The organism is Enterobacter sp. CC120223-11, from assembly GCF_900215375.1.
GTDB lineage: Bacteria > Pseudomonadota > Gammaproteobacteria > Enterobacterales > Enterobacteriaceae > Scandinavium.
Genome location: NZ_OBEF01000001.1, coordinates 68340 through 92239 on the forward strand (window position 1 = coordinate 68340; position 23900 = coordinate 92239).

General features: G+C 54.4%; 19 protein-coding genes. 10 read left to right on the forward strand and 9 right to left on the reverse strand.

From position 1 onward, the window contains the following. Positions 1 to 422 precede the first annotated feature (422 nt). The 4 genes from dhaK to CRO87_RS00330 all read left to right on the forward strand — a co-directional run bounded on the left by dhaK (position 423) and on the right by CRO87_RS00330 (position 5293). A complete protein-coding gene (dhaK, locus tag CRO87_RS00315) occupies positions 423 to 1493 on the forward strand; it encodes a dihydroxyacetone kinase subunit DhaK (protein WP_097160932.1) in 1071 nt (356 codons plus the stop codon). A 10-nt stretch (positions 1494 to 1503) separates the two neighbouring features. Next, positions 1504 to 2136: a dihydroxyacetone kinase subunit DhaL gene (gene dhaL, locus CRO87_RS00320; protein ID WP_097160933.1), complete on the forward strand. Its 633-nt coding sequence runs from the start codon at positions 1504 to 1506 to the stop codon at positions 2134 to 2136. 10 nt (positions 2137 to 2146) lie between these two features. Then, the gene (gene dhaM, locus CRO87_RS00325; RefSeq protein WP_097161295.1) at positions 2147 to 3562 is read left to right on the forward strand and encodes a dihydroxyacetone kinase phosphoryl donor subunit DhaM; all 1416 of its coding nucleotides are present in this window, start codon (positions 2147 to 2149) and stop codon (positions 3560 to 3562) included. Positions 3563 to 3643: 81 nt separating this feature from the next. Next, a complete protein-coding gene (locus CRO87_RS00330; RefSeq protein ID WP_097160934.1) occupies positions 3644 to 5293 on the forward strand; it encodes a glycerone kinase in 1650 nt (549 codons plus the stop codon). 175 nt (positions 5294 to 5468) lie between these two features. Here CRO87_RS00330 and CRO87_RS00335 read toward each other — a convergent pair whose 3' ends face one another. Next, a complete protein-coding gene (locus tag CRO87_RS00335) occupies positions 5469 to 7850 on the reverse strand; it encodes a glycoside hydrolase family 3 protein (RefSeq protein ID WP_097160935.1) in 2382 nt (793 codons plus the stop codon). Between the two features lie 592 nt (positions 7851 to 8442). After that, positions 8443 to 8841, reverse strand: a complete 399-nt coding sequence (locus tag CRO87_RS00340) for a cupin domain-containing protein (RefSeq protein ID WP_097160936.1) — start codon at positions 8839 to 8841, stop codon at positions 8443 to 8445. Between the two features lie 105 nt (positions 8842 to 8946). On the opposite strand from CRO87_RS00340, the gene CRO87_RS00345 reads away from it, so the two are divergent. Next, positions 8947 to 9837 (forward strand): LysR family transcriptional regulator, encoded by an 891-nt coding sequence (locus CRO87_RS00345; RefSeq protein ID WP_097160937.1) that lies wholly within the window; start codon positions 8947 to 8949, stop codon positions 9835 to 9837. Between the two features lie 275 nt (positions 9838 to 10112). After that, positions 10113 to 11609 carry an L-asparagine permease gene (ansP, locus tag CRO87_RS00350; RefSeq protein WP_097160938.1) on the forward strand — a complete coding sequence of 499 codons (1497 nt, stop codon included), beginning with the start codon at positions 10113 to 10115 and terminating at the stop codon, positions 11607 to 11609. Between the two features lie 187 nt (positions 11610 to 11796). Here ansP and CRO87_RS00355 read toward each other — a convergent pair whose 3' ends face one another. Then, on the reverse strand, positions 11797 to 12858 hold the full coding sequence (locus CRO87_RS00355; RefSeq protein ID WP_097160939.1) for a YncE family protein: 1062 nt from the start codon (positions 12856 to 12858) through the stop codon (positions 11797 to 11799). 256 nt (positions 12859 to 13114) lie between these two features. On the opposite strand from CRO87_RS00355, the gene pqqU reads away from it, so the two are divergent. Further along, positions 13115 to 15226, forward strand: a complete 2112-nt coding sequence (gene pqqU / locus CRO87_RS00360) for a TonB-dependent receptor PqqU (protein WP_097160940.1) — start codon at positions 13115 to 13117, stop codon at positions 15224 to 15226. A gap of 76 nt (positions 15227 to 15302) precedes the next feature. On the opposite strand, the gene CRO87_RS00365 is transcribed toward pqqU, so the two are convergent. The 3 genes from CRO87_RS00365 to CRO87_RS00375 all read right to left on the reverse strand — a co-directional run bounded on the left by CRO87_RS00365 (position 15303) and on the right by CRO87_RS00375 (position 17900). Then, positions 15303 to 15962, reverse strand: coding sequence for a GntR family transcriptional regulator (locus tag CRO87_RS00365; protein WP_097160941.1), 660 nt, complete (start codon positions 15960 to 15962; stop codon positions 15303 to 15305). Positions 15963 to 16223: 261 nt separating this feature from the next. Further along, on the reverse strand, positions 16224 to 17261 hold the full coding sequence (locus CRO87_RS00370; protein ID WP_097160942.1) for an NADP-dependent oxidoreductase: 1038 nt from the start codon (positions 17259 to 17261) through the stop codon (positions 16224 to 16226). 63 nt (positions 17262 to 17324) lie between these two features. Continuing rightward, the gene (locus CRO87_RS00375; RefSeq protein ID WP_097160943.1) at positions 17325 to 17900 is read right to left on the reverse strand and encodes an XRE family transcriptional regulator; all 576 of its coding nucleotides are present in this window, start codon (positions 17898 to 17900) and stop codon (positions 17325 to 17327) included. A 96-nt stretch (positions 17901 to 17996) separates the two neighbouring features. Between CRO87_RS00375 and CRO87_RS00380 the strand changes: the two genes are divergently transcribed. From CRO87_RS00380 to CRO87_RS00390, 3 genes are all read left to right on the forward strand, one after another. Further along, positions 17997 to 19196, forward strand: a complete 1200-nt coding sequence (locus tag CRO87_RS00380) for a DUF2235 domain-containing protein (RefSeq protein ID WP_097160944.1) — start codon at positions 17997 to 17999, stop codon at positions 19194 to 19196. Between the two features lie 75 nt (positions 19197 to 19271). Then, a complete protein-coding gene (mddA, locus tag CRO87_RS00385; protein ID WP_097160945.1) occupies positions 19272 to 19790 on the forward strand; it encodes an L-methionine sulfoximine/L-methionine sulfone acetyltransferase in 519 nt (172 codons plus the stop codon). Beyond that, positions 19787 to 20236: a DMT family transporter gene (locus CRO87_RS00390; protein WP_097160946.1), complete on the forward strand. Its 450-nt coding sequence runs from the start codon at positions 19787 to 19789 to the stop codon at positions 20234 to 20236. The genes mddA and CRO87_RS00390 overlap by 4 nt, the downstream gene beginning before the upstream one ends. A 2-nt stretch (positions 20237 to 20238) precedes the next feature. Here the strand turns inward: CRO87_RS00390 and CRO87_RS00395 are convergent, their stop codons facing one another. The 3 genes from CRO87_RS00395 to CRO87_RS00405 form a co-directional block, all read right to left on the reverse strand. Beyond that, positions 20239 to 21504: a TcdA/TcdB catalytic glycosyltransferase domain-containing protein gene (locus tag CRO87_RS00395; RefSeq protein ID WP_097160947.1), complete on the reverse strand. Its 1266-nt coding sequence runs from the start codon at positions 21502 to 21504 to the stop codon at positions 20239 to 20241. A 365-nt stretch (positions 21505 to 21869) separates the two neighbouring features. Beyond that, positions 21870 to 22103, reverse strand: coding sequence for a DUF2526 family protein (locus CRO87_RS00400; RefSeq protein WP_097160948.1), 234 nt, complete (start codon positions 22101 to 22103; stop codon positions 21870 to 21872). 9 nt (positions 22104 to 22112) lie between these two features. Next, positions 22113 to 23723 (reverse strand): ABC transporter substrate-binding protein, encoded by a 1611-nt coding sequence (locus tag CRO87_RS00405; protein WP_097160949.1) that lies wholly within the window; start codon positions 23721 to 23723, stop codon positions 22113 to 22115. Positions 23724 to 23900 lie beyond the last annotated feature (177 nt).

Here is a 23900-nt window from a genome sequence, read left to right on the forward strand (position 1 = left end):
AAAAATTGTTCCTGAATGAAACGAGTAGAATATTAACGTTTCATAATGAAACGGAAATAAAACAAAAATGGAGAGATTGCGATCTATATCCGTATCTGATGAACACATTGGCTCTGCGGCACCCTGTACATTCGGCTCTCACAATGAAAATTTGCACACTGATTCAACAAAAAACTCTTTTTACAGCAGCTTACCAATAACATCAGCGGGCAAATAAAAGCCGACCCGCTTCGCATTTTTGCTTTTTCCCTTCTATTTACGTTCCGTTATGAAACGCAGCAATAGGCTTTACGTTTCTATCTGAAACATTATTGCGGGTATTTTTCCCCTGCAGTAACTCAGTCACAATCATTTCAACCGGAATCGGGCCTGGCAGCAAAAAACCGACTGAATGAAGCGATCCTCTGACGGAGCAATGAACAATGAAAAAAATGATAAACCGTATAGAAGAGGTTTTAAGTGAGCAGTTGGCCGGGATGGTTCAAGCCTGCCCCGGACTGCAACTTCATCAGGATCCGGTGTATGTCACCCGTGCCGATGCCCCTGTCGTGGGCAAAGTGGCGCTGCTCTCCGGCGGGGGAAGCGGTCACGAACCGATGCATTGTGGTTTTATTGGCAAGGGAATGCTCTCCGGCGCCTGCCCTGGTGAGATTTTTACCTCCCCCACTCCCGATAAAATTTTTGAATGCGCCATGCACATCGAAGGCGGGGAAGGCGTGCTGCTCCTGATTAAAAACTACACTGGCGATATTCTGAATTTTGAAACCGCCGCCGAACTGATGCATGAAAGTGGATTAAAGGTCGCAACCGTCGTCGTTGATGACGACGTGGCGGTGAAAGACAGTTTGTACACCGCTGGACGACGTGGCGTCGCGGTAACCGTACTGATTGAAAAACTGGTGGGTGCGGCGGCTGAACGCGGCGATCCTCTGGCGGCCTGTGCCGCACTGGGGCGTAAACTCAATAACCACGGCCATTCGATTGGGATAGCGCTGTCTGCCTGCACCGTTCCTGCCGCCGGAGAGCCGTCCTTTTTACTGTCTGATAATGAATTTGAGTTTGGCGTGGGGATCCACGGTGAACCCGGTATCGATCGCCGTCGCTTCAGCGGCCTTAATCAAACCGTTGATGACATGTTCGATACCTTGCTGGAAAACGGCAGCTACAGCCGGACGTTGCGTCACTGGGATAGCACTACGGGCAAATGGCAGGAAAACCAGCAGCAAAAAGCCGCCCTTAAGCGCGGCGACCGGGTGATTGCGTTGGTGAATAACCTCGGGTCAACACCCCTTTCAGAACTGTATGGTGTTTATCACCGCCTGGTGCTCCGCTGCCAGCAGGCAGGGATCGTGATTGAACGTAATCTTGTCGGCAGCTACTGCACTTCGTTGGATATGCAGGGCTTCTCTCTCTCGTTGTTGCAGGTCGATGACGAGACGCTGCAATTATGGGATGCACCTGTTCACACCCCGGCCCTCAACTGGGGAAAATAAGGAATACGTTATGTCACTGAACAGAACGCAAATTGTCAGCTGGTTACAGCGCTGCGGTAACATTTTCGCCAGCGAATGCCAGTTCCTGACCGGGCTGGACAAAGAAATTGGCGATGCCGATCACGGCATGAACATGCTTCGCGGTTTCAGCAAGGTCGTGGAAAGGCTGCCATCGATTGCCGACAAAGATATCGGCTTTATCCTGAAGAATACCGGCATGACCCTGCTTTCCAATGTTGGCGGGGCTAGCGGCCCACTGTTTGGCACCTTCTTTATTCGCGCCGCGCAGGTCACTCAGGCACGTCAAAGCCTGACCTTAGACGAGCTGTACCAGATGTTCCTGCAGGGCACCGATGGGGTGATGAATCGGGGTAAGGCGGCGGCGGGCGACAAAACCATGTGTGACGTTTGGCTGCCAGTGGTTGACTCATTGCGTCACTCCTGTGAACAGCAGCTTTCGGTCCCTGCGGCACTGGATATCGCCAGCCGCGAAGCAGAAGCGGGCGTGCTGGCGACCATCACCCTGCAGGCCCGCAAGGGTCGCGCCAGCTATCTGGGCGAACGCAGTATCGGGCATCAGGATCCTGGGGCAACCTCAGTGATGCTGATAGTGCAAATGCTGGCCGCAGCGGCAAAGGAATAAGGAGATGACGATGGTAAATCTGGTTATCGTTTCTCACAGCCTCACCCTGGCCCAGGGGATTGCTGAGCTGGCCGGTCAGATGTTAGCGGGAAAGAGTTGCAGGCTGGCCATCGCCGCCGGGATCGACGATCCGAGCAACCCCTTCGGCACCGATCCTCTGCAAATCATGGCGGCCATTGGATCCGTCGCCGATGCCGATCACGTGCTGGTGCTAATGGATATGGGCAGCGCCATTTTAAGTGCCGAAACCGCACTGGAGCTACTGGAGCCTGCCATTGCGGCTAAAGTACGCCTGTGCGCCGCGCCATTGGTTGAGGGAACGATGGCGGCCTGCGTCAGTGCATCAGCCGGTAACGCAATTGAGGTAGTCATCGCAGAAGCAATGAACGCCCTGGCACCGAAACAGCTTCACCTTAAGTTGTCAGACAATGTTCGCCCTCTTCCCGCCCCTTCTTTCGCGGCGGAGCAGGCAGCCCTGAGCGTCAGCGTCAGGATCACCAATCGGCATGGTCTGCATGTGCGTCCTGCGGCAAAGCTGGTTGCTGCGCTGGCAGGGTTCAACAGTCAGCTGATGCTGGAGAAAAACGGCCACTGCGTGACCCCGGACAGCATCAACCATATTGCGCTGTTACAGGTACGTTTCCAGGACAAGTTACGATTGCTGGCGAAAGGACCGGATGCCGAAGCCGCCTTAGCCGCCTTCGCCGCGCTGGCCGCAGAGAACTTCGGTGAGCCAATCGCAGAACGTGCCCCACAAGCTCTCGTGGAACAAACGCAAGTCCAGGGAGATGTATTGCTCTATCCCCGGCCAGCTCTGCATCCCATTTGTCAGCAGTCTCCGGACGTGTTGCAAGAACAAAGTCGGCTAAAACGGGCGATTGATCTCACCCTGAAAGATCTCAACGTCCTGATGGCGCTGGCCGATGAAAAATATTCAGCCGACATCGCCGCCATTTTTTCCAGCCATCACGCGCTGGTGGGTGACGCCGACCTGTTCGCAGCCGCCTGCGAGGTCATCCGTACGAAACAGTATTGCGCCGAACAGGCGTGGTATCAGGTACTTAAAGCGTTGAGCAATCAATATTGCCAGCTCAGCGATCCCTATTTACAGGCGCGTTTTATCGATGTGGAAGACATTTTACAGCGCTCGCTCAATCATCTTCAGGGCCGTCCTCAGCCGCTGCCGAACATCATGGCCCCTGTCATTCTCGTTGCGGACGATATCTTCCCCTCGACGGTGTTGCAGCTTGATGCTCAGCGGGTGAAAGGCATTTGTTTACAGGAGAGTAGCGTCAATTCACACAGCGCCATTATTGCCCGTCAGGCTGGCATCGCCTTTCTGTGCCAGCAGGCTCAGGTATTAAACCTGCGTAGCGGTGAAACTCTGACCCTGGATATCAGCGGGCAGCGCACGCTTCGCCTTTAATTTTTTAACGCAGTATCACGTTATCGATCCCGGAGGCGCGTCCTCTGGCGGATTGACTCAACCTAAACGCAAGGAGCTACCATGTCTGCATTCTTTTTCAATCAACGTACAAATCTGGTTAACGATGTCATTGAAGGTGCAATCACCGCCAACCCATGGAACAACCTGGCACGCCTGGAAAGCGACCCGGCGATCCGCGTCGTGGCCCGCCGCGATCTGAATAAAAACAACGTCGCGCTGATTTCGGGTGGTGGATCTGGCCATGAACCTGCTCACGTCGGGTTTATTGGTAAAGGGATGCTGACGGCAGCAGTCTGCGGCGATCTGTTCGCCTCCCCAAGCGTGGATGCGGTACTGACCGCCATCCAGGCCGTCACCGGCCCGGCGGGATGTCTGTTAATCGTCAAAAACTACACCGGTGACCGCCTCAACTTCGGCCTTGCCGCCGAGAAAGCGCGCCGTCTGGGTTATAAAGTCGAAATGCTGATCGTCGGTGACGATATTTCGCTGCCAGACAACAAGCATCCGCGTGGGATCGCCGGGACAGTTATGGTGCATAAAGTGGCGGGTTTTTATGCCGAACAGGGCCACGACCTCGCTACCGTCCTGAAACAAGCGCAGTTTGCGGCGAAGCATACCTTCAGCCTGGGCGTGGCGCTCTCCAGCTGTAACCTTCCGCAAGAAACAGAAACTAACGCGCGCCTGGAGCCAGGCCACGCTGAACTGGGTATGGGGATCCACGGCGAACCGGGTGCCTCCGTTATCGCCACGCAAAACAGTGCGCAGGTGGTTAGCCTGCTGATTGATAAACTCAGCGCAGCGCTGCCGAAAACCGGCCGCCTGGCGGTGATGCTCAATAATCTGGGCGGCGTTTCGGTTGCCGAAATGGCGATCATCACCCGTGAAGTGAACAGCTATGCGCCTTTCTGCCAGCGCATTGACTGGCTGATTGGCCCTGCCGCTCTGGTCACCGCGCTGGATATGAAAGGTTTTTCCATTACCGCCGTCGCGCTGCAAGGTGACATTGAAGCCGCGCTGTTATCCGATGTTGAAGCCGCTGGCTGGCAGAAACCGATCAAACCGCGCGCTATCACCTGGATGGCGTCAGCCCATCACAGCAGCCGCGTGGAGTATAAGCCGTCAGAAAACGAAGCCGTCGCCAGGGTCATTGCCACAGTGACCGAAACGCTGTCGAACCTGGAAGTCGACCTGAATGCGCTGGATGCCAAAGTGGGTGATGGAGATACTGGCTCTACGTTTGCCGCAGGTGCACGTGAAATCGCCGCTATGTTGCAAAATAAACAGTTACCGCTGAACGACCTCTCCACGCTGATGGCGTTGATCGGTGAACGTCTGACCGTGGTGATGGGCGGCTCCAGCGGAGTGCTGATGTCTATCTTCTTCACCGCCGCCGGACAGCAGCTGCAGCAGGGGGCGAGCGTGATTGAAGCCCTGAACAGCGGCCTGGCACAGATGAAATTCTATGGCGGGGCAGACGAAGGCGACCGCACGATGATCGATGCGTTGCAGCCAGCACTCAGCGTTTTGCTTGTCAACCCACAGGACAGCCTGGCAGCCAGTCGCGCAGCGCAGGCCGGTGCCGATTTAACGGTGCAGTTAAGCAAAGCCAATGCCGGACGTTCATCTTATCTGAGCAGTGACAGCCTGGCCGGAAATATGGATCCAGGTGCGCATGCGGTGGCGATGGTCTTTAAAGCGCTGGCGAAATAATCTTTCTCCTTCATAAAAACAGCCCGGTGGCACAAGCTTACCGGGCCTACACCTTCCGCATAATCCATTGATTTTGTGGGTCTGATAAGCGAAGCGCCATCAGGCAAAAAAACTGCACCTTACTCAGTTGGGTGACCAACTTTTGGGGTGCAGTCCACATGCTTTATTTTACGAATTACAGCGCATTTATTTGGTTCAGCACATCCTGTTTAATCTGCTCCATTTTTGCGGGTTCTTTCGCCAGTTCCGGCTTCAGCTTCAGCGCCGCATCCATTTTTTCGCCTAAGGAAGGTGAGCCTTCAATCCAGGCATTGGTGGCCTCATCGCCAATCACTTTCGCCACTATCGTTGCCGCCACAGGATAGGTTTGCACATCAATCCACGGCGTATTCAGCGAAAAGACCGGAGTGGCAGAGACAACCGTGACCGGCACTTCGGCGTGAATGTCGCGCGAAGAGCTACCAATGCGTAAGGTGAAGCGGCCAGGCTCCAGCAACCAGTCATTTTTGTCTTCATCAAAATAGGAGAAAGCACGTTTATCGAGGCTCAACGACACCTGCTTCTCTTCCCCCGCTGCCAGTTTGACTTTATTGAACGCTTTCAGCTCCTGATAAGGACGATCAAGTCGTGAGGCATTGTCATGAACATAGAGCTGAACCACTTCCTGCGTCTCGATTTTGGAAGTATTGCGCACCGCAACGGTGACGTTCAAACTCGCTTGTTTATCGATATCAAACACCGGACTTTTCGGTGCTACCTCTCCGTAGCTGACGCTTGAATATGACAAGCCATAGCCAAACGGATACATCGGGGCAATACGACGTGTGTCGTAGTGGCGATAACCTACATACACACCTTCGCCATAGATAATGGTTTTAGTGGTGCCTGGATAATTACCAAAACTTGGGGCGTCTTCCGGACGCGCCGGGAAGGTTAAAGGCAGTTTTCCAGATGGGTTCACGTTGCCCGTCAGGATATCCGCGACGGCATTTCCCGCCTGCTCACCCGGCTGCCAGGTAACCAGAATGGCATCCACATGATGTGCCCAGCTCTGCATCTCAATCGGCGAACCAATATTCAGCAGCACCACCACTCTCTTATTCTGCTGATGGAAGGCGTCGGCAACGTGTTCAATCATCGCGACCTCCTCCGGATGCATCTGCATTGAATAACGATCGGCTCCTTCGCTGGAACTGCGGCCAATGGAAATCAGCGCGATATCACTTTGCTCGACCACGCGGGTGATAATGTCTGCGGGCGTTTGTTCATCCAGCGTTTTATCGCCTGCCTGCTGTATGACCTTCATCCCGGCGTTTTGCAGTCCCTGAGGTAAGGAAACCTGACGTTTGGGATCAATATTCACTTCTGCACTGCCCCCACCCAGCACAAAGAAGTTTTCGATGTTTTGCCCAAATGTCGCCACCCGCGTGGTGTTTTTTAACGGCAGGGTCTGGGCATCGTTTTTCAGCAATACCATTGATTCTGCCGCGGCCTGACGTGCCAGCATTGAGTGATCGGTGGCCTTTTCGGTCATGGGTTTGTTGCCATTTTTGAAGCGCTGGGTTTTCAGCACCACATTGAGGATATGACCAATATTCTCGTCAATCTGCGCCTGGGTAATTTCCCCGGACTTCAGCCCGGCCAACACCACTTCCTTCGGATCGGTTTTGCGATGCAGGAATGGCGATTCTTTCTCAGACAACCCGCCCGGCATATTGAGATCGTTACCATTCAGCAGTGCCCCCAGCGGATTGGTCACACCGTACCAGTCTGACATCACCATCCCGTTAAACTTCCACTGCTTACGCAGCACCTCTTTCAGCAACCATGAATTCTGCGAGGCGGGCGTGCCGTTAATCGACGGATAAGAGCTCATCACCGCCCACGGCTGCGCATTTTCCATCGCATACTCGAAAGCCGGGAAATAAATTTCACGCAGCGCGCGTTCAGAGATTATCTCGTTCACCGTCTGACGGCGCGTTTCCTGGTTATTGGCGGCAAAATGCTTCAGCACCGCGCCAACGCCCTCGGCCTGCATGCCGTTGATATAACCGGCAGTGATAATGGCATTCAGCAGTGGATCTTCGGTGAAATATTCAAAATTTCGTCCATTGAGTGGGTTACGCTGAATATTAATGGCCGGGCCAAGCATCAGATCGACCCCGTTGAGACGCGCCTCATCGCCGATAGCTCCCCCCACCCGCTGGATAAGCGCCGGATCCCAGGTTGCAGCCATCGCCACTGACACAGGGAAGCCTGTCGCAAACGTTTTTTTACCGCCCGTAGGGCCCGCGCCCAGACGGACACCCACCGGGCCATCCGCAAAAACGATTTCAGGAATGCCAAGTCGGGGAATAGCAAATGTGGAACCTGCTGCACCTTCCACATTTTTGGCGTTATTCATGCCCGTACCGGAAACAATGGCCGCTTTTTCTTCAAGCGTCATCGCAGCAATCACCGCCGGAATGGAGGCCGCGTCTTTTAACTGTGGGGCCGCTATTGTTGGCGCAGAAATGAGCGTGAGCGCAGTTAAGATGCCCACATTGTTGAGTTTCATACTTGTCCCTTAGCATTATCAATAATAATGCTGAACCGATCATCCGTGTGGCCCAGAGAATAACCCTGGCGGCAGATGACAATCGTGTTCAGCACCGAGAGAGTGATCCATAAAAGCAGCAGGGTGAAGGATAAATTAGCCTGGTGAACAGGCAGCCCTGTTACTCCACAATAGAGTAACAGTAACGGCGTGTTTAAAATTATGAATGAGATCAAAGTTCTTTATATTCAGGGGATTTAAACCATGGCTTACTGAGTAATCATTAGATCAAAAAATAATTCAAGTCGGCACCCGACAGAAATCATTAATTAAGATAAAACTGAGGGTGAGGCCTGAAACTGAACAATTCTGTAATAGAGATGATTAATTCATCTGGCTCAGAGTGTGGTGTAACTAATCTCTTTTTATATTCTTCAAGATTTTGACACCAGGTATTAATTTTGGTCGAAAGGTTTTTTGGCTCCTGGAAAATCATTAAGTACTGCTGCGCCTAATGAATTAACCTCTTAGCATGGTTTTTACACCATTGGACCCCGTCCCCGTGGACGAGGTTTATTTTATGTCAGCCCGAATATCGGGAGAAAATTCAGCGCTAGCGCCCGGCGTACTCTTCATCGGTGACTTTCTCAAGCCAGGTGACGGGCGAGCCGTTTTCCGCTTCCGCGATGGCTAAGTGGGTCATTGCCGTTTGTGAACTCGCGCCGTGCCAGTGTTTGACGCCCGGTGGGATCCATGCGATATCGCCCTGATTCAGCGCCTGTGCTTCCTCTCCTTCTGCCTGCAACCAGCCGCGGCCCTGCGTCACAATCAGCGTTTGTCCTAATGGGTGCGTGTGCCAGGCAGTACGCGCCCCTGGCTCAAAGGTCACCGTTGCCCCGCCCACTTTGGCAGGCTCCGTTGCCTGAAACGGCGCATCAATTCTGACGGTGCCGGTAAACCATGCTTCCGGACCTTTGACCGACGGCAGTGAACCACTACGAATAATTTTCATACTTCCTCCTGGTTGATGTATTCAGCGTAGCGCGGAATCACCGCGAGGATTAGACTGCATAATCAGAATGGAAACATGAACAAAATTCATTAATCAGGAGACGCAATGCTCAAAGAGAATATTCAGGATCTGCTCTCTTTTATGGTGGTGGCGCGGGAGCGCAGCTTTACACGCGCGGCGGCCCAGCTTGGCGTTTCTCAGTCTGCACTCAGCCACGCGATGCGAAACCTTGAAGCCCGGCTTGGCGTGCGCCTGTTGACCCGCACCACCCGCAACGTGTCGCCAACGGAAGCAGGTGAAAAGCTGCTGGTGCGCCTGGGCCCGCAGATCCAGCAGATGGAGGACGAACTGCTTTCTTTGCACGAACTGCGCGACAAGCCTGCCGGTAATATTCGCCTCACCGCCGGGGAGCACGCCATGCAGGCCGTACTTTGGCCCGCCCTGCGCCCTTTTTTGCAGCGGTATCCTGACATTCACGTGGAAGTGATAGTCGATAATGGCCTGACGGATATCGTCGACGGGCGTTTCGATGCGGGGATCCGCCTCGGCGAACAGGTGGCAAAGGACATGATTGCGGTGAGAATCGCCCCGGAAATGCGTATGGCGGTGGTGGCTTCGCCTGACTATCTGGCGCGGTCTGGCACACCCGATTCTCCTCGCGAGCTGGCGCATCATCGCTGCATTAATATGCGACTGCCGACGCGCGGTGGCCTGTATGCCTGGGAATTTGAGCAAGGCAGCCAGGCGCTACGCGTGCGTGTGGAGGGGCAGCTCACACTGAACACCCTGCCGCAGCGCATTGATGCGGCACGGGCGGGACTCGGATTGGCTTACGTCCCGGAAGACACCATTTTAGATGACGTCACTTCAGGAAAACTGGTCAGAGTACTGGCAGAATGGTGCCCGCCCTTCGATGGCTACTACCTCTATTACCCCGGCAGACGCCAGCATACCGCCGCGTTTGCTCTGCTGATTGAGGCACTGCGTCTGCGCTAACCCTCTAAAATATTTGCCGATTATTTATTCTTCCTCTTTCCGCTTACGCAGCAGATCTGACCACACGAAATGTTGCGACATTCGTCCGCCTGACGGCGCGTACCTTTTGCGTCGCTTACCATTTGCAGGTAGGATGCTGCGCCATGTTTTGCCTTATCTCTACGTCAGAATGCTGAGAAAAGCAGAACACTGTGCTGCCGCGCAATCGTTTAACCGCGGCGGCATTTTTTGGGCTCCGGGTTAGGAGCAAAAAGACAGGTAATCGGGATACAACCATGAACACAAAACACAACAGCGCGGCTGAGCATCACGCAGCGAAACGCCGCTGGCTGAACTCGCAAGAGGCGGGTTACAACAAAGCGATGGGCAACCGTCACGTGCAGATGATTGCCATCGGCGGCGCTATCGGGACAGGTCTGTTTTTAGGCGCGGGCGCGCGTTTGCAGATGGCTGGCCCTTCCCTCGCCATCGTCTATCTGGTCTGCGGCATCTTCTCTTTCTTCATTCTGCGCGCGCTGGGCGAGCTGGTTCTGCATCGTCCTTCGAGCGGCAGCTTCGTCTCCTATGCCCGCGAGTTCCTCGGTGAAAAAGCCGCCTATGTGGCTGGCTGGATGTACTTTGTTAACTGGGCAATGACGGGTATCGTCGACATCACCGCCGTAGCGCTCTATATGCACTACTGGGGCGCATTTGGCGACGTACCGCAGTGGGTCTTTGCCCTCGGCGCGCTGGCGATCGTCGGCACCATGAACATGATTGGCGTGAAGTGGTTCGCCGAAATGGAGTTCTGGTTTGCCCTGCTGAAAGTGCTGGCGATTGTGGTGTTCCTGGTGGTCGGGACCGTGTTCCTCGGCAGCGGAAAAACGATCGACGGCGCAACAACCGGTTTTCACTTAATTTCCGATAACGGCGGCTTCTTCCCGCATGGCCTGCTGCCTGCGCTGGTGTTGGTTCAGGGCGTGGTGTTTGCCTTTGCCTCCATTGAACTGGTTGGCACCGCGGCGGGTGAATGTAAAGATCCGCAGACCATGGTGCCGAAGGCCATCAACAGCGTTATCTGGCGTATCGGCCTGTTCTACGTCGGCTCCGTGGTGCTGTTAGTTCTCCTGCTGCCGTGGAACGCCTATCAGGCCGGACAGAGCCCGTTCGTGACCTTCTTCTCGAAGCTCGGCGTGCCTTACGTGGGCAGCATCATGAACATCGTGGTGCTGACCGCGGCGCTCTCCAGCCTGAACTCCGGCCTCTACAGCACCGGGCGTATTCTGCGCTCGATGTCCATGGGCGGTTCTGCGCCAAAATTCATGTCGAAGATGAGCCGTCAGCACGTGCCTTATGCGGGCATTCTGGCGACGCTTGCGGTGTACGTGGTGGGCGTGTTCCTGAACTATCTGGTGCCTTCTCAGGTCTTCGAGATCGTCCTGAACGTGGCGTCTATCGGCATTATCGCCTCCTGGGCGTTTATCGTGGTGTGCCAGCTACGCCTGCGTAAGTTCATCAAGGAAGGCAAATGTGCCGACGTCAGCTTCAAGCTGCCTGGCGCACCGTTCACCTCCTGGCTGACCCTGCTGTTCCTGCTGGCCGTGCTGGTGCTGATGGCGTTCGATTATCCGAACGGCACCTACACCATTGCCTCCATTCCTCTGCTGGCCGTGCTGCTGGTTGCGGGCTGGTTTGGCGTGCGTAAGCGCGTGCAGGAGATCCACAGCACTGCGCCTGTTCATCCTGACGATGAAAAACAGGATGCGCCCCTGGTTGAGAAGACGTCTCACTGATTGAGTGCCCGGCGGCACTGCGTTTGCCGGGCCTACAAAATGCACGAATCTGTAGGCCTGATAAGCAAAGCGCCATCAGGCAACCAACACCGTAGGTTGGGTAAGCAAAGCGCCACCCAACATTCAACGCTCAGCCCTGTAAAAAAGCCGCTCTTCTGAGCGGCTTTTTCATACCTGAAATCTGTAATTACAGCTTAATGCGAATCACATCATCGGGCTGGGTGGCTTCTTTATCGCGGGTGGATTCCTGCTTCACGCTGACGTAGAGCGTTTTACCATCTGCTGAAAGCGCCAGGCTGTTCGGACGTGGTGGAGTATCGAAGGTCTTCACCACTTTATTGGTTTTGGTGTCCACCACGCTTACCTTACCCTGCATGCGATGCGTGACGTACGCTTCATTGCGCGCTGGGTTGAAGGCCACCGCCAGCGACTCTGGCATCGCAATGGTGTTCAGCACTTTGCCGTCGCGATAATCCACGACCAGCAGCTCCGGCTGTTTGAAGTCGGTGATATACGCGCGGTGATTGGCCTTATCCAGGGCGATATTCAGGAACGCGTGCTCTTTGCCATCGTTCACCAGCTTCTGACGACTCAGAATGCTGTTACTTCCGGTATCAACGGTCACCAGTTCACCGTCAGCGCTGACGGTATACAGCCGCTGCGCATCGTTATCGAGGGCCAGCGCGGTGCTGCGGTTGCCGGTCCCGCTGATGGTCGCCTTCAGCTTCAGCGCTGCGCCGTCAATCACCCACACCACGCTCTCTTTGCCGACGCCGGTCACATACACGGTGTTGGTTTTGTCATTCACGGCAAGCTCACGCGGCTGAAGCGGCTTCACCGTCTCGCTGCGCTGACGTGAATCCAGCACCACGCGCCCTTTCACATCACCCGTTTTGCCGTCGATGGCGGTGACCGTACCGTTAGTGGTGTTGCCAAACCACAGGGTCTGAGTCTGGTTATCCACGGTTGCGCCGAACGGTTTCAGATCGCTGTGAATGGTCTGGGTCGCCTCCAGGGTCACAGGGTCGAGACGATACACCACCCCGCCCTTATCGGTTTTACGGCTCTGCGAGGTTGCCACCCACAGCGCATTTTCATCCTGGCTCAGTGCCATTTCATAAACGCCTTTACCCACGGCTTTGCGCAGCATTTCGTCATCAGCATGCGCGCTGAAGGATCCGGCAAGGAGTAATGAAGACAGCAGCAGAGAACGGCGAAAACGCGGCATGGAGATAGAACGTAAAGACATGACGACTCCCTTTGAAATCAAAATGATGTACTGCCCGACATGCTTCCTGCTCGCGGCGTCATGGCACCGCATTTTGTTGTTGAGAATAGTAATCATTAATTATCAGAAAGGGGAGCGTTAATTCCGCTGCTTCGCCACATTTGTGCCATTGTTAAACCTGCATTTAACCTAATGTGCCGTTAAGCTTTTCAAATAATTTACAAAAGCATTAACATATTCACAGTTGTTCCATTTGGTTCATTATCACGAGAATTGCATGAAAATCATTACTGTCCGCAGGGCCGCGCTGTCGGCGATCCTCCTTCCGCTCCTGCCCGTGGCTGACGCTAACGCTGCCGACGAACAAACCATGGTGGTGTCCGCCAGCCCGCAAGCGGTGTCAGAGCTGGATACGCCCGCCGCCGTGAGCGTTATCAACGGCGAAGATATGCGCCACGCTGCGCCGCAGGTTAACCTTTCGGAATCCCTCAGCAGCGTGCCTGGCCTGCAAATTCAGAACCGTCAGAACTTCGCCCAGGATCTCCAGCTGTCGATTCGCGGCTTTGGTTCCCGTTCGACATTTGGCGTACGCGGCATTCGTTTATATGTGGACGGCATTCCGGCGACCATGCCGGACGGACAGGGCCAGACGTCGAACATCGACATCACCAGCGTCGATAGCGTGGAAGTGCTGCGCGGGCCCTTCTCCGCGCTCTATGGCAACTCCTCAGGTGGCGTGATGAACGTCACCACCGAAACCGGGCAGCAGCCGACCACGATTGAAGCAAGTAGCTATTACGGTAGCTATGGCAGCTGGCGCTACGGCGTGAAAGCCAGCGGCGCGGTCGGCGACGGAACTCAGGCGGGCGACGTGGATTACACCGTCTCCACGACTCGCTTCGATACCCACGGCTATCGCGACCACAGCGGCGCCCGCAAAAACCTCGCCAACGCCAAACTCGGAGTGCGCATCGACGACGTCAGCAAGCTGACCCTGCTATTCAACAGCGTAGACATCAAAGCCAACGATCCGGGCGGCCTGAGCTACAGCGAATGGCAGGCCAACCCTCAGCAGTCGCCGCGCGGCGATCAGTACAACACGCGCAAAACGACGAAACAGACCCAGGCAGGGCTGCACTATGAGCGCCAGCTGAGCGATCAGGACGATCTGAGCGTGATGATGTACGCCGGTGAACGCCAGACCACGCAGTACCAGTCGATCCCGATGGGGCCGCAGCTCAACCCTTCCCACTCCGGCGGCGTGATAAATCTCGATCGCCATTATCAGGGTATCGACACTCGCTGGACGCACCGTGGCGAGCTGCTGGTGCCGGTGACCTTCACCACCGGTTTGGACTACGAAAATATGAGCGAAAAGCGCAAGGGCTATGAAAACTTTGTGCTGGATAACGGGGTGCCGGACTACGGCGAGAAAGGCGCAATGCGCCGCAATGAGCGCAACCTGATGTGGAACCTCGACCCCTATCTGCAAACTCAGTGGCAGCTGACGCAGAAGCTGACGCTGGATGCAGGCGTGCGCTACAGCTCGGTGTGGTTCGACTCCAACGATTTCTACGTCACACCGAAGAACGGCGACGACAGCGGTGAAGCGAGCTATCACAAATGGCTCCCGGCAGGCTCTCTGAAGTACGCGGTGACCGATGCCTGGAACGTCTATCTCTCGGCTGGCCGTGGTTTTGAGACGCCAACTATCAATGAACTCTCGTACCGCCCGGACAACCAGAGCGGACTCAATTTTGGCCTCCAGCCCTCCACCAATGAAACGGTGGAAGTGGGCAGCAAAACCCGCATCGGCAACGGGCTGCTGACGGCGGCGCTGTTCCAGACCGATACCGATAATGAAATCGTGGTCGACAGCAGCAGCGGCGGGCGCACCAGCTACAAGAACGCCGGGAAAACCCGCCGTCAGGGGGCCGAACTGTCGCTCGATCAGCAGTTTGGCGAAAGCTGGAAGTTGAAAGCCGCCTGGACCTGGCTCGACGCGACCTACCGCACCAACGTCTGCGACGACGCAAGCTGCAACGGCAACCGCATTCCGGGTATTGCCCGTAACATGGGCTACGCTTCCTTCGGCTATGAACCGGAACTTGGCTGGTACGCTGGCAGCGATATCCGCTATCTGAGCGATATCATGGCCAATGATGAGAACACCGCCAAAGCGCCGTCATGGACGGTCGTCGGGCTGAACACCGGCTATAAGTTTGGCGTGGGTAACTGGAAGATGGACGTCTTTGGTCGCGTGGATAATCTGTTCGATCGGGAGTATGTCGGGTCGGTTATCGTGAACGAATCCAACGGGCGTTATTACGAACCGGCGCCTGGCCGTAATTACGGTGTGGGATTATCGGTGGCTTATCAGTTTCAGTAATTAATTAGCGTGCCGGGCATTCCGGCACGCTATTATTCCGCAATCAATTAATGACGCTTTTTGTTAATAACGGAAGTTAATTATAATACTGGCGCAGTAATATCGCCGCGCCCTGATCGATGGCCCGACACATGGCCGCCCCACTCTCCGCTTCATCTTTTTTTTCCAGCGCGGCCAGCAAATCCTCATAATAACGATGCTGTTTAAACACCTCACAGGAAAGCGGGTGTAAATAATAGAAACAGGGGCCAATGCGTACCCACAGCTGCTCTATCAGCGCCGTAAGCGTCGGCATTTCGGCGTAATCATAGAGCCGGAAGCGGAAACGGCAGTTAGCCTGTAACGCACGCTCCATTTCGCCCTGGGCCTTGGCGTCATGAAACGCATCGACATAGTTGCGTAAATCCCGCAGCTTTTCATCCGTCATTAATGCCGCGGCCGCAGAGGCTGCCATACCTTCTAGCTTCTTACGGATCTGATTGACTTCGTTGTATTGCTCAAGCTTCACTTCCGGCACCAGAAAGGCCTGAGCGGGCGTGGCCTGTAATGCTCCCGATGAGACAAGGCGCAGTAACGCCTCACGTACGGGTGTGATGCTGGTCCCCAGCTGCTCGGCAAGATCGCGCGTCACCAGTCGGGCTCCGGGCTTGAGAGCCCCAATAATCAGGGCACTCTTCAAATTGACTTCCACCTGCATGGTCAGACTCATTCGCTGTGCTTTTTCAAAATCAAGCATGGTTATTTCCTGTGTCCATAATCATTGTTCTCGTCACGGCCTGAGAGCAAACAACTGAGCGCGACCCCAGGATATATCCTGTATCGCGGTGGTGTTGGAAATAACATGGAGCAAACTGCTACAAGTATGTATTTTTTAATTATTGTGTTGTTAATTTAGGCCGTGCTGTTCATGCCAACGTGCTATTGCATAATTAATTAAAGACGCTAATGGAATTTTTGCACGGAAATTTGCGGCGCACGCAGCGCCGCCGCTCATTTTTTACCCATCCGCCGCCACGCGAATAACGACTTTTCCGAAATTTTTACCTTTCAGCAGGCCGAAAAAAGCTTCCGGGGCATTTTCCAGACCGTCGGTAATTTGTTCACGATATTTAATCGATCCATCCCGAATCCACTGACTCATGGCCGCCTGAAACTCGCCGATGCGATGGCCATAATCCTGCCCGATGATAAAGCCCTGCATGCGGATACGTTTTTTCAGCAGCGTGCCCATCAGCAGCGGCAGGCGATCCGGCCCGGCGGGCAGTTCAGTGGCGCTGTAGCCGCTCACCAGCCCGCAAACGGGCACGCGGGCGGAGGTATTCAGCAGAGGCAGCACCGCGTCAAAGACTTTGCCGCCGACGTTTTCATAGTAAACATCAATCCCCTGCGGGCAGGCTTTCGTCAGCTGTTCTGCGAAGTCCTGAGCATGGTGATCGAGACAGACATCGAAGCCTAAGGTTTCCACGGCATAGCGGCATTTCTCTTCGCCGCCAGCGATACCGACCACGCGACACCCTTTGATTTTACCAATCTGCCCGACCGTTGCACCAACGGGCCCGGTCGCCGCCGCGACAACCAGCGTTTCTCCTGCTTTCGGCTGGCCAATATCCAGCAGCCCCATATAGGCCGTGAAGCCCGGCATGCCGGCAATACCCAGCGCCCAGGAAGGGTTTTCAGGACTATCGCTCAGTTTAACCAACCCCTGCCCGTCAGAAATCTCGTAGTTCTGCCAGCCGCTGTAACCCAGCACCCAGTCACCCGGTTTGAAATCCGCATGGTTTGACTTAACCACCCGGCTGACGGTGCCGCCCACCATCGTGGCACCAATTTCTACGGGTGGCGAATAAGACGGCGCGTCGCTCATGCGGCCGCGCATATAAGGGTCGAGCGAGAGATAGACGGTGCGTAACAGAAGCTGGCCGTGGCCAGGCTCGGGGACATCGCCCTCTTCCAGGCGGAAATTCTGCAAAACCGGCTCGCCGTGCGGACGAGAGGCCAGTACCCAGCGACGATGGCGTGACGCGTGTTGACTCATGATCTGCTCCTTTTGGAAAACATCCCCTGAGACTAGTCGCTCATCGACGCCCGCGCATTACCATTATGAGCCGGAATGGTTCAGCCGCACCACAAGGTAGATGCAGGGCTGGTCGGTTTCGTTCACAAAGCGACAATCGTTCGGTGGGCCAAGCTCCAGGCAGTCGCCCGGCTGCATTGCATGGTGGGTATCGCCCTCGATAAACAACAGTTCGCCCTGCTGGAGCCAAATCAGCTGACGAGCCAGCGCGTAAGAGGATGCGGGCATCGGAATATCGCTGCCCGGCGGCAGCTCAACCTGCACAAGATCGATGGGCAAATCGCTGCGGGGGGAAACGTGGCGGCGAAGATAGTGCGTCTGAGGATCGTGCCAGACCGGCTGATTTTCATACCGCAGCAGCTTCCCTTCCTGCATTTCGGCCCGGGCGATAAGCGTGGACATGCTGATGCCAAAGGCACCGGAAAGCCTGCCGAGCATCGTTGCAGTCGGACTGCTGTCGCCACGTTCAATTTTGTGGATCATCGCCCGCGATGCACCGGCGCGCTCCGCCAGTTCGCTGAGCGACCAGCCCCGGGATTCGCGTTCGATGCGAATACGCGCACTGATGCGCTGATTCAGAGTGTCTTCAATAGTATTCATAGCGTAATACTATAGTGCATTCCCGTGCTTTTCGAGTGGCAAGCCAGACGCGATTCGCTAGAGTTAGTTTATCTTCCCACCTGGGCGAGCAACGCCATGAGCAAAAACATCATTTTCTGTGCCGACGGCACCTGGAATGGCCCGAATCAGCAGGACGACGACGACGGACAACCCGATTTCACTAACGTCTACCGACTGTACACCGATCTGGCTGGCGTCGACGATCCGACCATGCTCAAGCTGGGTAACGAGCAGGAAAAAACAGCGAAAACCGCTTCCGGCACCGTCACGCAAATTGCCAAATACCTGCACGGCGTGGGCGACTCACGTAACTGGTACGTCAAAATCATGGGCGGCGTTTTCGGGGCAGGCATTATCGAACGTATCGTGCGCGGCTATACCTTTATCAGCCGCAATTATCAAAAAGGCGATCGGATTTACCTTGTCGGCTTCAGCCGTGGGGCTTACACCGTGCGGGCGCTGGCGGGCATGATCGGCAAATGCGGCCTGCTCGATGCCAGCAAACTCAACCTGGAAGATAAGGTCAGCGCCTATCGCCTGGGGTCGGCAGTATGGGCAAATTACCGTAAGGCCTCTGGCGTGTCAGACTCGCTGTTTACGGATATTTTGTTGGACGCTCCCCTGTTCTTTCAGCAAAACATTGACCCTGCGTCGATGATTTACAACGTGCAGATTGAAGCGGTGGCTGTATGGGAAACGGTCGGCTCACTCGGCATTCCCGCCTACCTCAACGACAAACGCGTCGATCTTTACCGCTTCGCAGACACCAGACTTAACAGCGCCGTGCGCTTCGGGCGGCAGGCCATTGCCATCGACGAGCAGCGAATCGACTTCACGCCAACCTACTGGGATCGCCGCGACGGCATTGTGCAAGTGCTGTTCCCCGGCATTCATGCCGATGTGGGCGGCGGCTACAGCGCGGCGAGCAACGGTAACGGGCTGTCGAACATCAGCTATCGCTGGCTGCGTGATGAACTGGCGTCGCTGAAGGTGAACGTTCATGCTGAAAATTACGCCGAAGACCCTTTAGGGCGTATCCATTGCGAATGGGGCGACGGTAAGCCTTACAAAACAACACCTCGTACGCTGGTTGACCCCACATCCGCAGACATGATGATCCATCAGGCTGCCGTCACGCGCCTGAAAAGCACAACGGCCTCACCTGTGCAGCAGAGCAGCGGGTTATGGAAAAATCAGCTTTATCGCCCTCAGGCGCTGAAAACGGTCATGGCCCCGGACTGGAAACTGCCCGCCAGCGTCGTAATCGCCAAATAGCGCAGGCCTCTTGTCAAACCGAGCAAAACTATAGTATCTATATCGTACTACTATAGTGAACAACCGAGGCCAGCCATGAACATTCGTTACGCCAGCAAAGAAGACTGCGCGGCGATCGCGGAAATCTATAACCACGCGGTGCTGCACACTGCGGCAATCTGGAACGATCAAACCGTCGATACCGACAACCGCATTGCGTGGTATGAAGCACGCCAGATTGCAGGTTACCCGGTTCTGGTCAGCGAGGAGAACGGCACGGTGACCGGGTATGCTTCTTTCGGCGACTGGCGCGCATTCGACGGTTTTCGTCACACCGTAGAGCATTCGGTCTACGTTCACCCGCAGCATCAGGGCAAAGGCCTGGGTCGCGCCCTGCTCACTCAGCTCATCAACGAAGCCCGACACATTGGCAAACATGTGATGGTGGCGGGGATTGAATCGCAGAACCAGGCTTCGCTGAACCTGCACGCCGCGCTGGGGTTTGTCACCACCGCACAGATGCCGCAGGTGGGCACTAAGTTTAGCCGCTGGCTGGATTTGACCTTTATGCAGCTGCAGCTCGATGAACGTCAGGACCCGGACGCCCGGCCATGAACCAGTCATTGACCCTCACCTTTCTGATCGCCGCCGGTATCGGCCTGGTGATTCAGAATACGTTGATGGTGCGCATCACTCAGTCAGCCTCCACGATTCTTATCGCCATGTTGCTCAACTCGCTGGTGGGGATTGTGCTGTTCGTGTCGATTCTACTGATCAAGCATGGCCTGAGCGGCTTTCAGGAGCTGGCCTCCAGCGTCAAATGGTGGACGCTGATCCCAGGCCTGCTTGGCTCGTTCTTCGTGTTCGCCAGCATCAGCGGCTATCAGTACGTTGGCGCGGCCACCACCATTGCCGTGCTGGTTGCAAGTCAGCTTATTGGCGGCCTGGCGATGGATATTGTTCGTCAGCAGGCCATTCCGTGGCGGGCACTGGTTGGCCCGGTATGCGGCGCGGTGATGCTGGTCGTTGGCGCATGGCTGGTGGCGCGGCGTCAGTTCTGAGCTTAATTACGCCATGACGAATACTGCCCGTCTGGCGTGTCTAAGTTATGTTGATACAGTGCGACCCCGTAATGTTCATCCTGGAAGTATTCCGCGACAGCGGACGGTTCTATGCCTTCTAAATCAATCAGCTGGTAGGCAAGGCCCAATAATACTTCCAGGATTAAACCAGGGCCTGTCAACGCCGAGGTGACGCAATAGTTTTTCGTCATTAATTCCGTGCGCCAAGTCAGAATGCGGGAAAGATACATCCCCTGTTTCCCGCCGCTATAACATTCAAAAATACAGTTATTTCTCTCTAAATACCGATAGCGTTTCTTCATGACACGAAGAATTATTCGCACGGCTTTTGACCCTGGGTGTGACGCCATAAAGTTATTAAAATAAATGCCTTTCAGCCTTCGGAGTGACGCGACGGCCAGTAAGTTTTTATGAACCTGAATATGACCCAGCGGCGCAATGTTTTCTGGCGTAAACTTCGCCATGTCTTTCTCTATAAGGCGCAGGATTTTCTCGTATTTACCTTCATAAAAACAGGCGACCGAATCGTCACCAGAACAATAAAAATCATCCGGGCAAACCAGTTTACCCAGAACGCTTCGGGTTTTCATCAATAGCCAATAATCATCCTCAGCAATGCCATTTCGTTGTAAAAAGCGGTTGGTTCCTCTGAATGCATCATCCGTGTAGGGTAGCGTGTCCATGTCCACATAAACACCCCCATGCAAATGCAAAATCAGCAACCTGACGATATCACTGGCGCTGGCAAGGTTGTCTCTTAACATTATCTCGTAATAATAATATTTCATAAAATCATGAAACTCGGCCGTAAATAGCCCGGCAATATCCATTACTACTATGTTTCCGCTGCTAATCTGTGGGTCTGATACCCTTCCCGGGGGTTGCCTCTTCTGGATACCATGATCAGACAGGAAAGTTTTAACGAGTTTGTCAAAGGGACGCCCCTCTTTTATTTTTGAAAACAGCGAACTGAAGGCGATATTTTTAATGTTTATTTCTAATGCGCTATAATTTTCAACATGCTGGCTAAGGGCATACTCCCGGATGGAATCATGAAAATACTTATTTACGTAACTTCCTTTATCCAGCCAGAGGTATACCGTCTTGTTTTTATTAGCTTTAAGCCATATATCGATATAGTCGTAGTTGATTTGACGATTGTCGCCAATCCAGACGAAGTGAATAATATCCGGGACGGCTGTTTTCTCCTTCGCGAGAGCTGGCACTTCGTTAAGCTTAATTTTCATTTCAGGTTTCTTTCTCAGATGCATGGATGCATCGGATATTACAAATCAAACCTTGACATTAAAATAGCGCAACCTGTAACAACAAGCTGTCACGGTGTCGTTATCATTCACAAGAAATATATAACCTTCTAAATAATGGCGTCATAATAATTTTGCGAAATGCCATTAGAATTCAAACCAGCGCCATTGTTGACGTACTGAGCTGTTCCGCGAGTTATTTGTGTTATTTAATAGCCGAACGCATAACGCAATGCATTAACAAAATATCTGGCTAATTTTTTCAGCGAAAGAATGAAGAGTGAAGCGGAAGCCTGCGGTGAAGTTAACAGGCGATCCTCCCTGATACAGAAGGATCGCCTCATTTTTTACAGAATGGAACCACCTTTAGTCAGACTCTCGAGACGAGCCTCTTCCGCTTCTTTTTGATGACGCCCATGGTGGGCGATGGTGGTACGCAAACGCTGCTGCTGGGTGAATCGCTCCTCCCGGCTCAGTTCTGCATCATCGCTCAGCACCACCAGCAGTTCGTTCATGGTGGTAATGGAACCGGTGGCAATCGCCGCGTCCACTTGCAGACTTACCTCATCCAGATGCGACATCTCTACTCCTTAATTCAGCTTCGCTTTTGAAAAATCACTGCCCATCAGGCTGACGCTGTAGCCAGTCACGTTGCTGCGGGTCGCGAAGAAGGTTTTGCCATTTGCCAGCGCAATCCACGGTGCCTGCTGGTAGAAAATCTCCTGCGCCTGCTGATAGAGCTTCGCGCGTTTCGCCGGGTCGCTGGTCAGTTTGGCCTGTTTCACCAGACCATCATACCCCTTATCGCACCAGCGCGCGGCATTGGAACCGGTTTTGATGCTGTCGCAGCCGAGCAGCACATCAGCAAAGTTGTCCGGATCGCCGTTGTCCGACATCCAGCCAAACAGGGCAGAGTCGTGCTCGCCCTTGCGCATACCGGAGAGATACTCGCCCCACTCGTAGGTGGTGATTTTGGCTTTGATGCCGACCTTCGCCCAGTCGCTCTGAATCATCTCGGCGATACGACGGGAGTTCGGGTTATACGGGCGCTGTACCGGCATCGACCAGAGCGTCACCTCGGCGCCCTTCTCAAGCCCCGCCTGCTTCAGCAGCGCTTTGGCTTTTTCCAGATCGTAACCATAGCCCGGCAGATCTTTGCTGTAGCCCAGCATGTTCGGCGGCAGCGGTGATTTTGCCACGGTGCCAGATCCCATAAACACGGCGTTCACAATGGCTTTCTTGTCGGTGGCGTAGTTCAGCGCCTGGCGCACCAGCACGTTATCAAACGGTTTTTTCTCGGTGTTAAACGCCAGGTAGCCGACGTTCAGCGCATCCACCGAGTGCAGGGTCAGATCTTTGTTATTTTTAATCACGTCAAACTGAACCGGCGATGGCGCCGGAATGATCTGACACTCGTTGGTTTGCAGCTTCGCCAGCCGCGTTTCCACGTTCGGCGTGATGGAGAAAATCAGGTGCTTCGTCGGCACTTCGCCATCCCAGTAGTTCGGATTCGCGATGTAGCGGATCAGCGAATCCACCTTGTATTGCTGCAGCACATACGGCCCGGTGCCAATCGGCCAGGTGTCCACGTACTCCGGCGTGCCCTTTTTCATCATCTCATCGGCGTATTCCGCAGAGAGAATGGAGGCGAAATCCATTCCCCAGTCGGCCAGAAACGCGGCGTTCGGCTCCGTCAGTTCAAACTGGACGTGATAATCATCAATCTTCTTCACGTCTTTAATCAGCTTATCGAGGCCAACGTCGGTGAAGTATTCATAATTGCCCTGCGAAACCTTGTGATACGGATGATTTTCATCCTTCTGGCGCATCACTGAGAAGATAACGTCGTCGGCGTTGAAATCGCGCGTCGGTTTGAAATATTTGTTGCTGTTGAACTTCACGCCCTGACGCAGCGTAAAGGTGTAGGTTTTTCCGTCTGGTGAAATCGTCCAGCTGGTCGCCAGCGATGGCACCGGCGTGTTGGTTTTCGGATCGAAGTTGATCAAGCGATTGTACAGCGTCTGCGAGCTTGCCACGAAGGACGGGCCAGAGCTGGCAATCTGCGGGTTGAAGGATTCCGGTGAGGCTTCAGAGCAATAGATCAGCGTGTCTTTATTATTTGCCGCCATCGCGGCCCCTGCCGGTAATAATGCGCTGAGAGCCAGCGCCAGCAGCGTTTTACCTGCCGTGGAGTGAGACATGGTTATAAGCCTTATAGTTTTATTCTAAGAGGCGTAATCACAGCACAGGATGCTTATCCTGGCAAATAACCAAACCGCATCAGGTTATGCTTAAACGCGGTTTATCGCCGCTTTATTCGCCACGAATTTCGCTTAGGGCTTTTTGTGAAAAGCAACGCTTTAGCGCAAATTCAATAG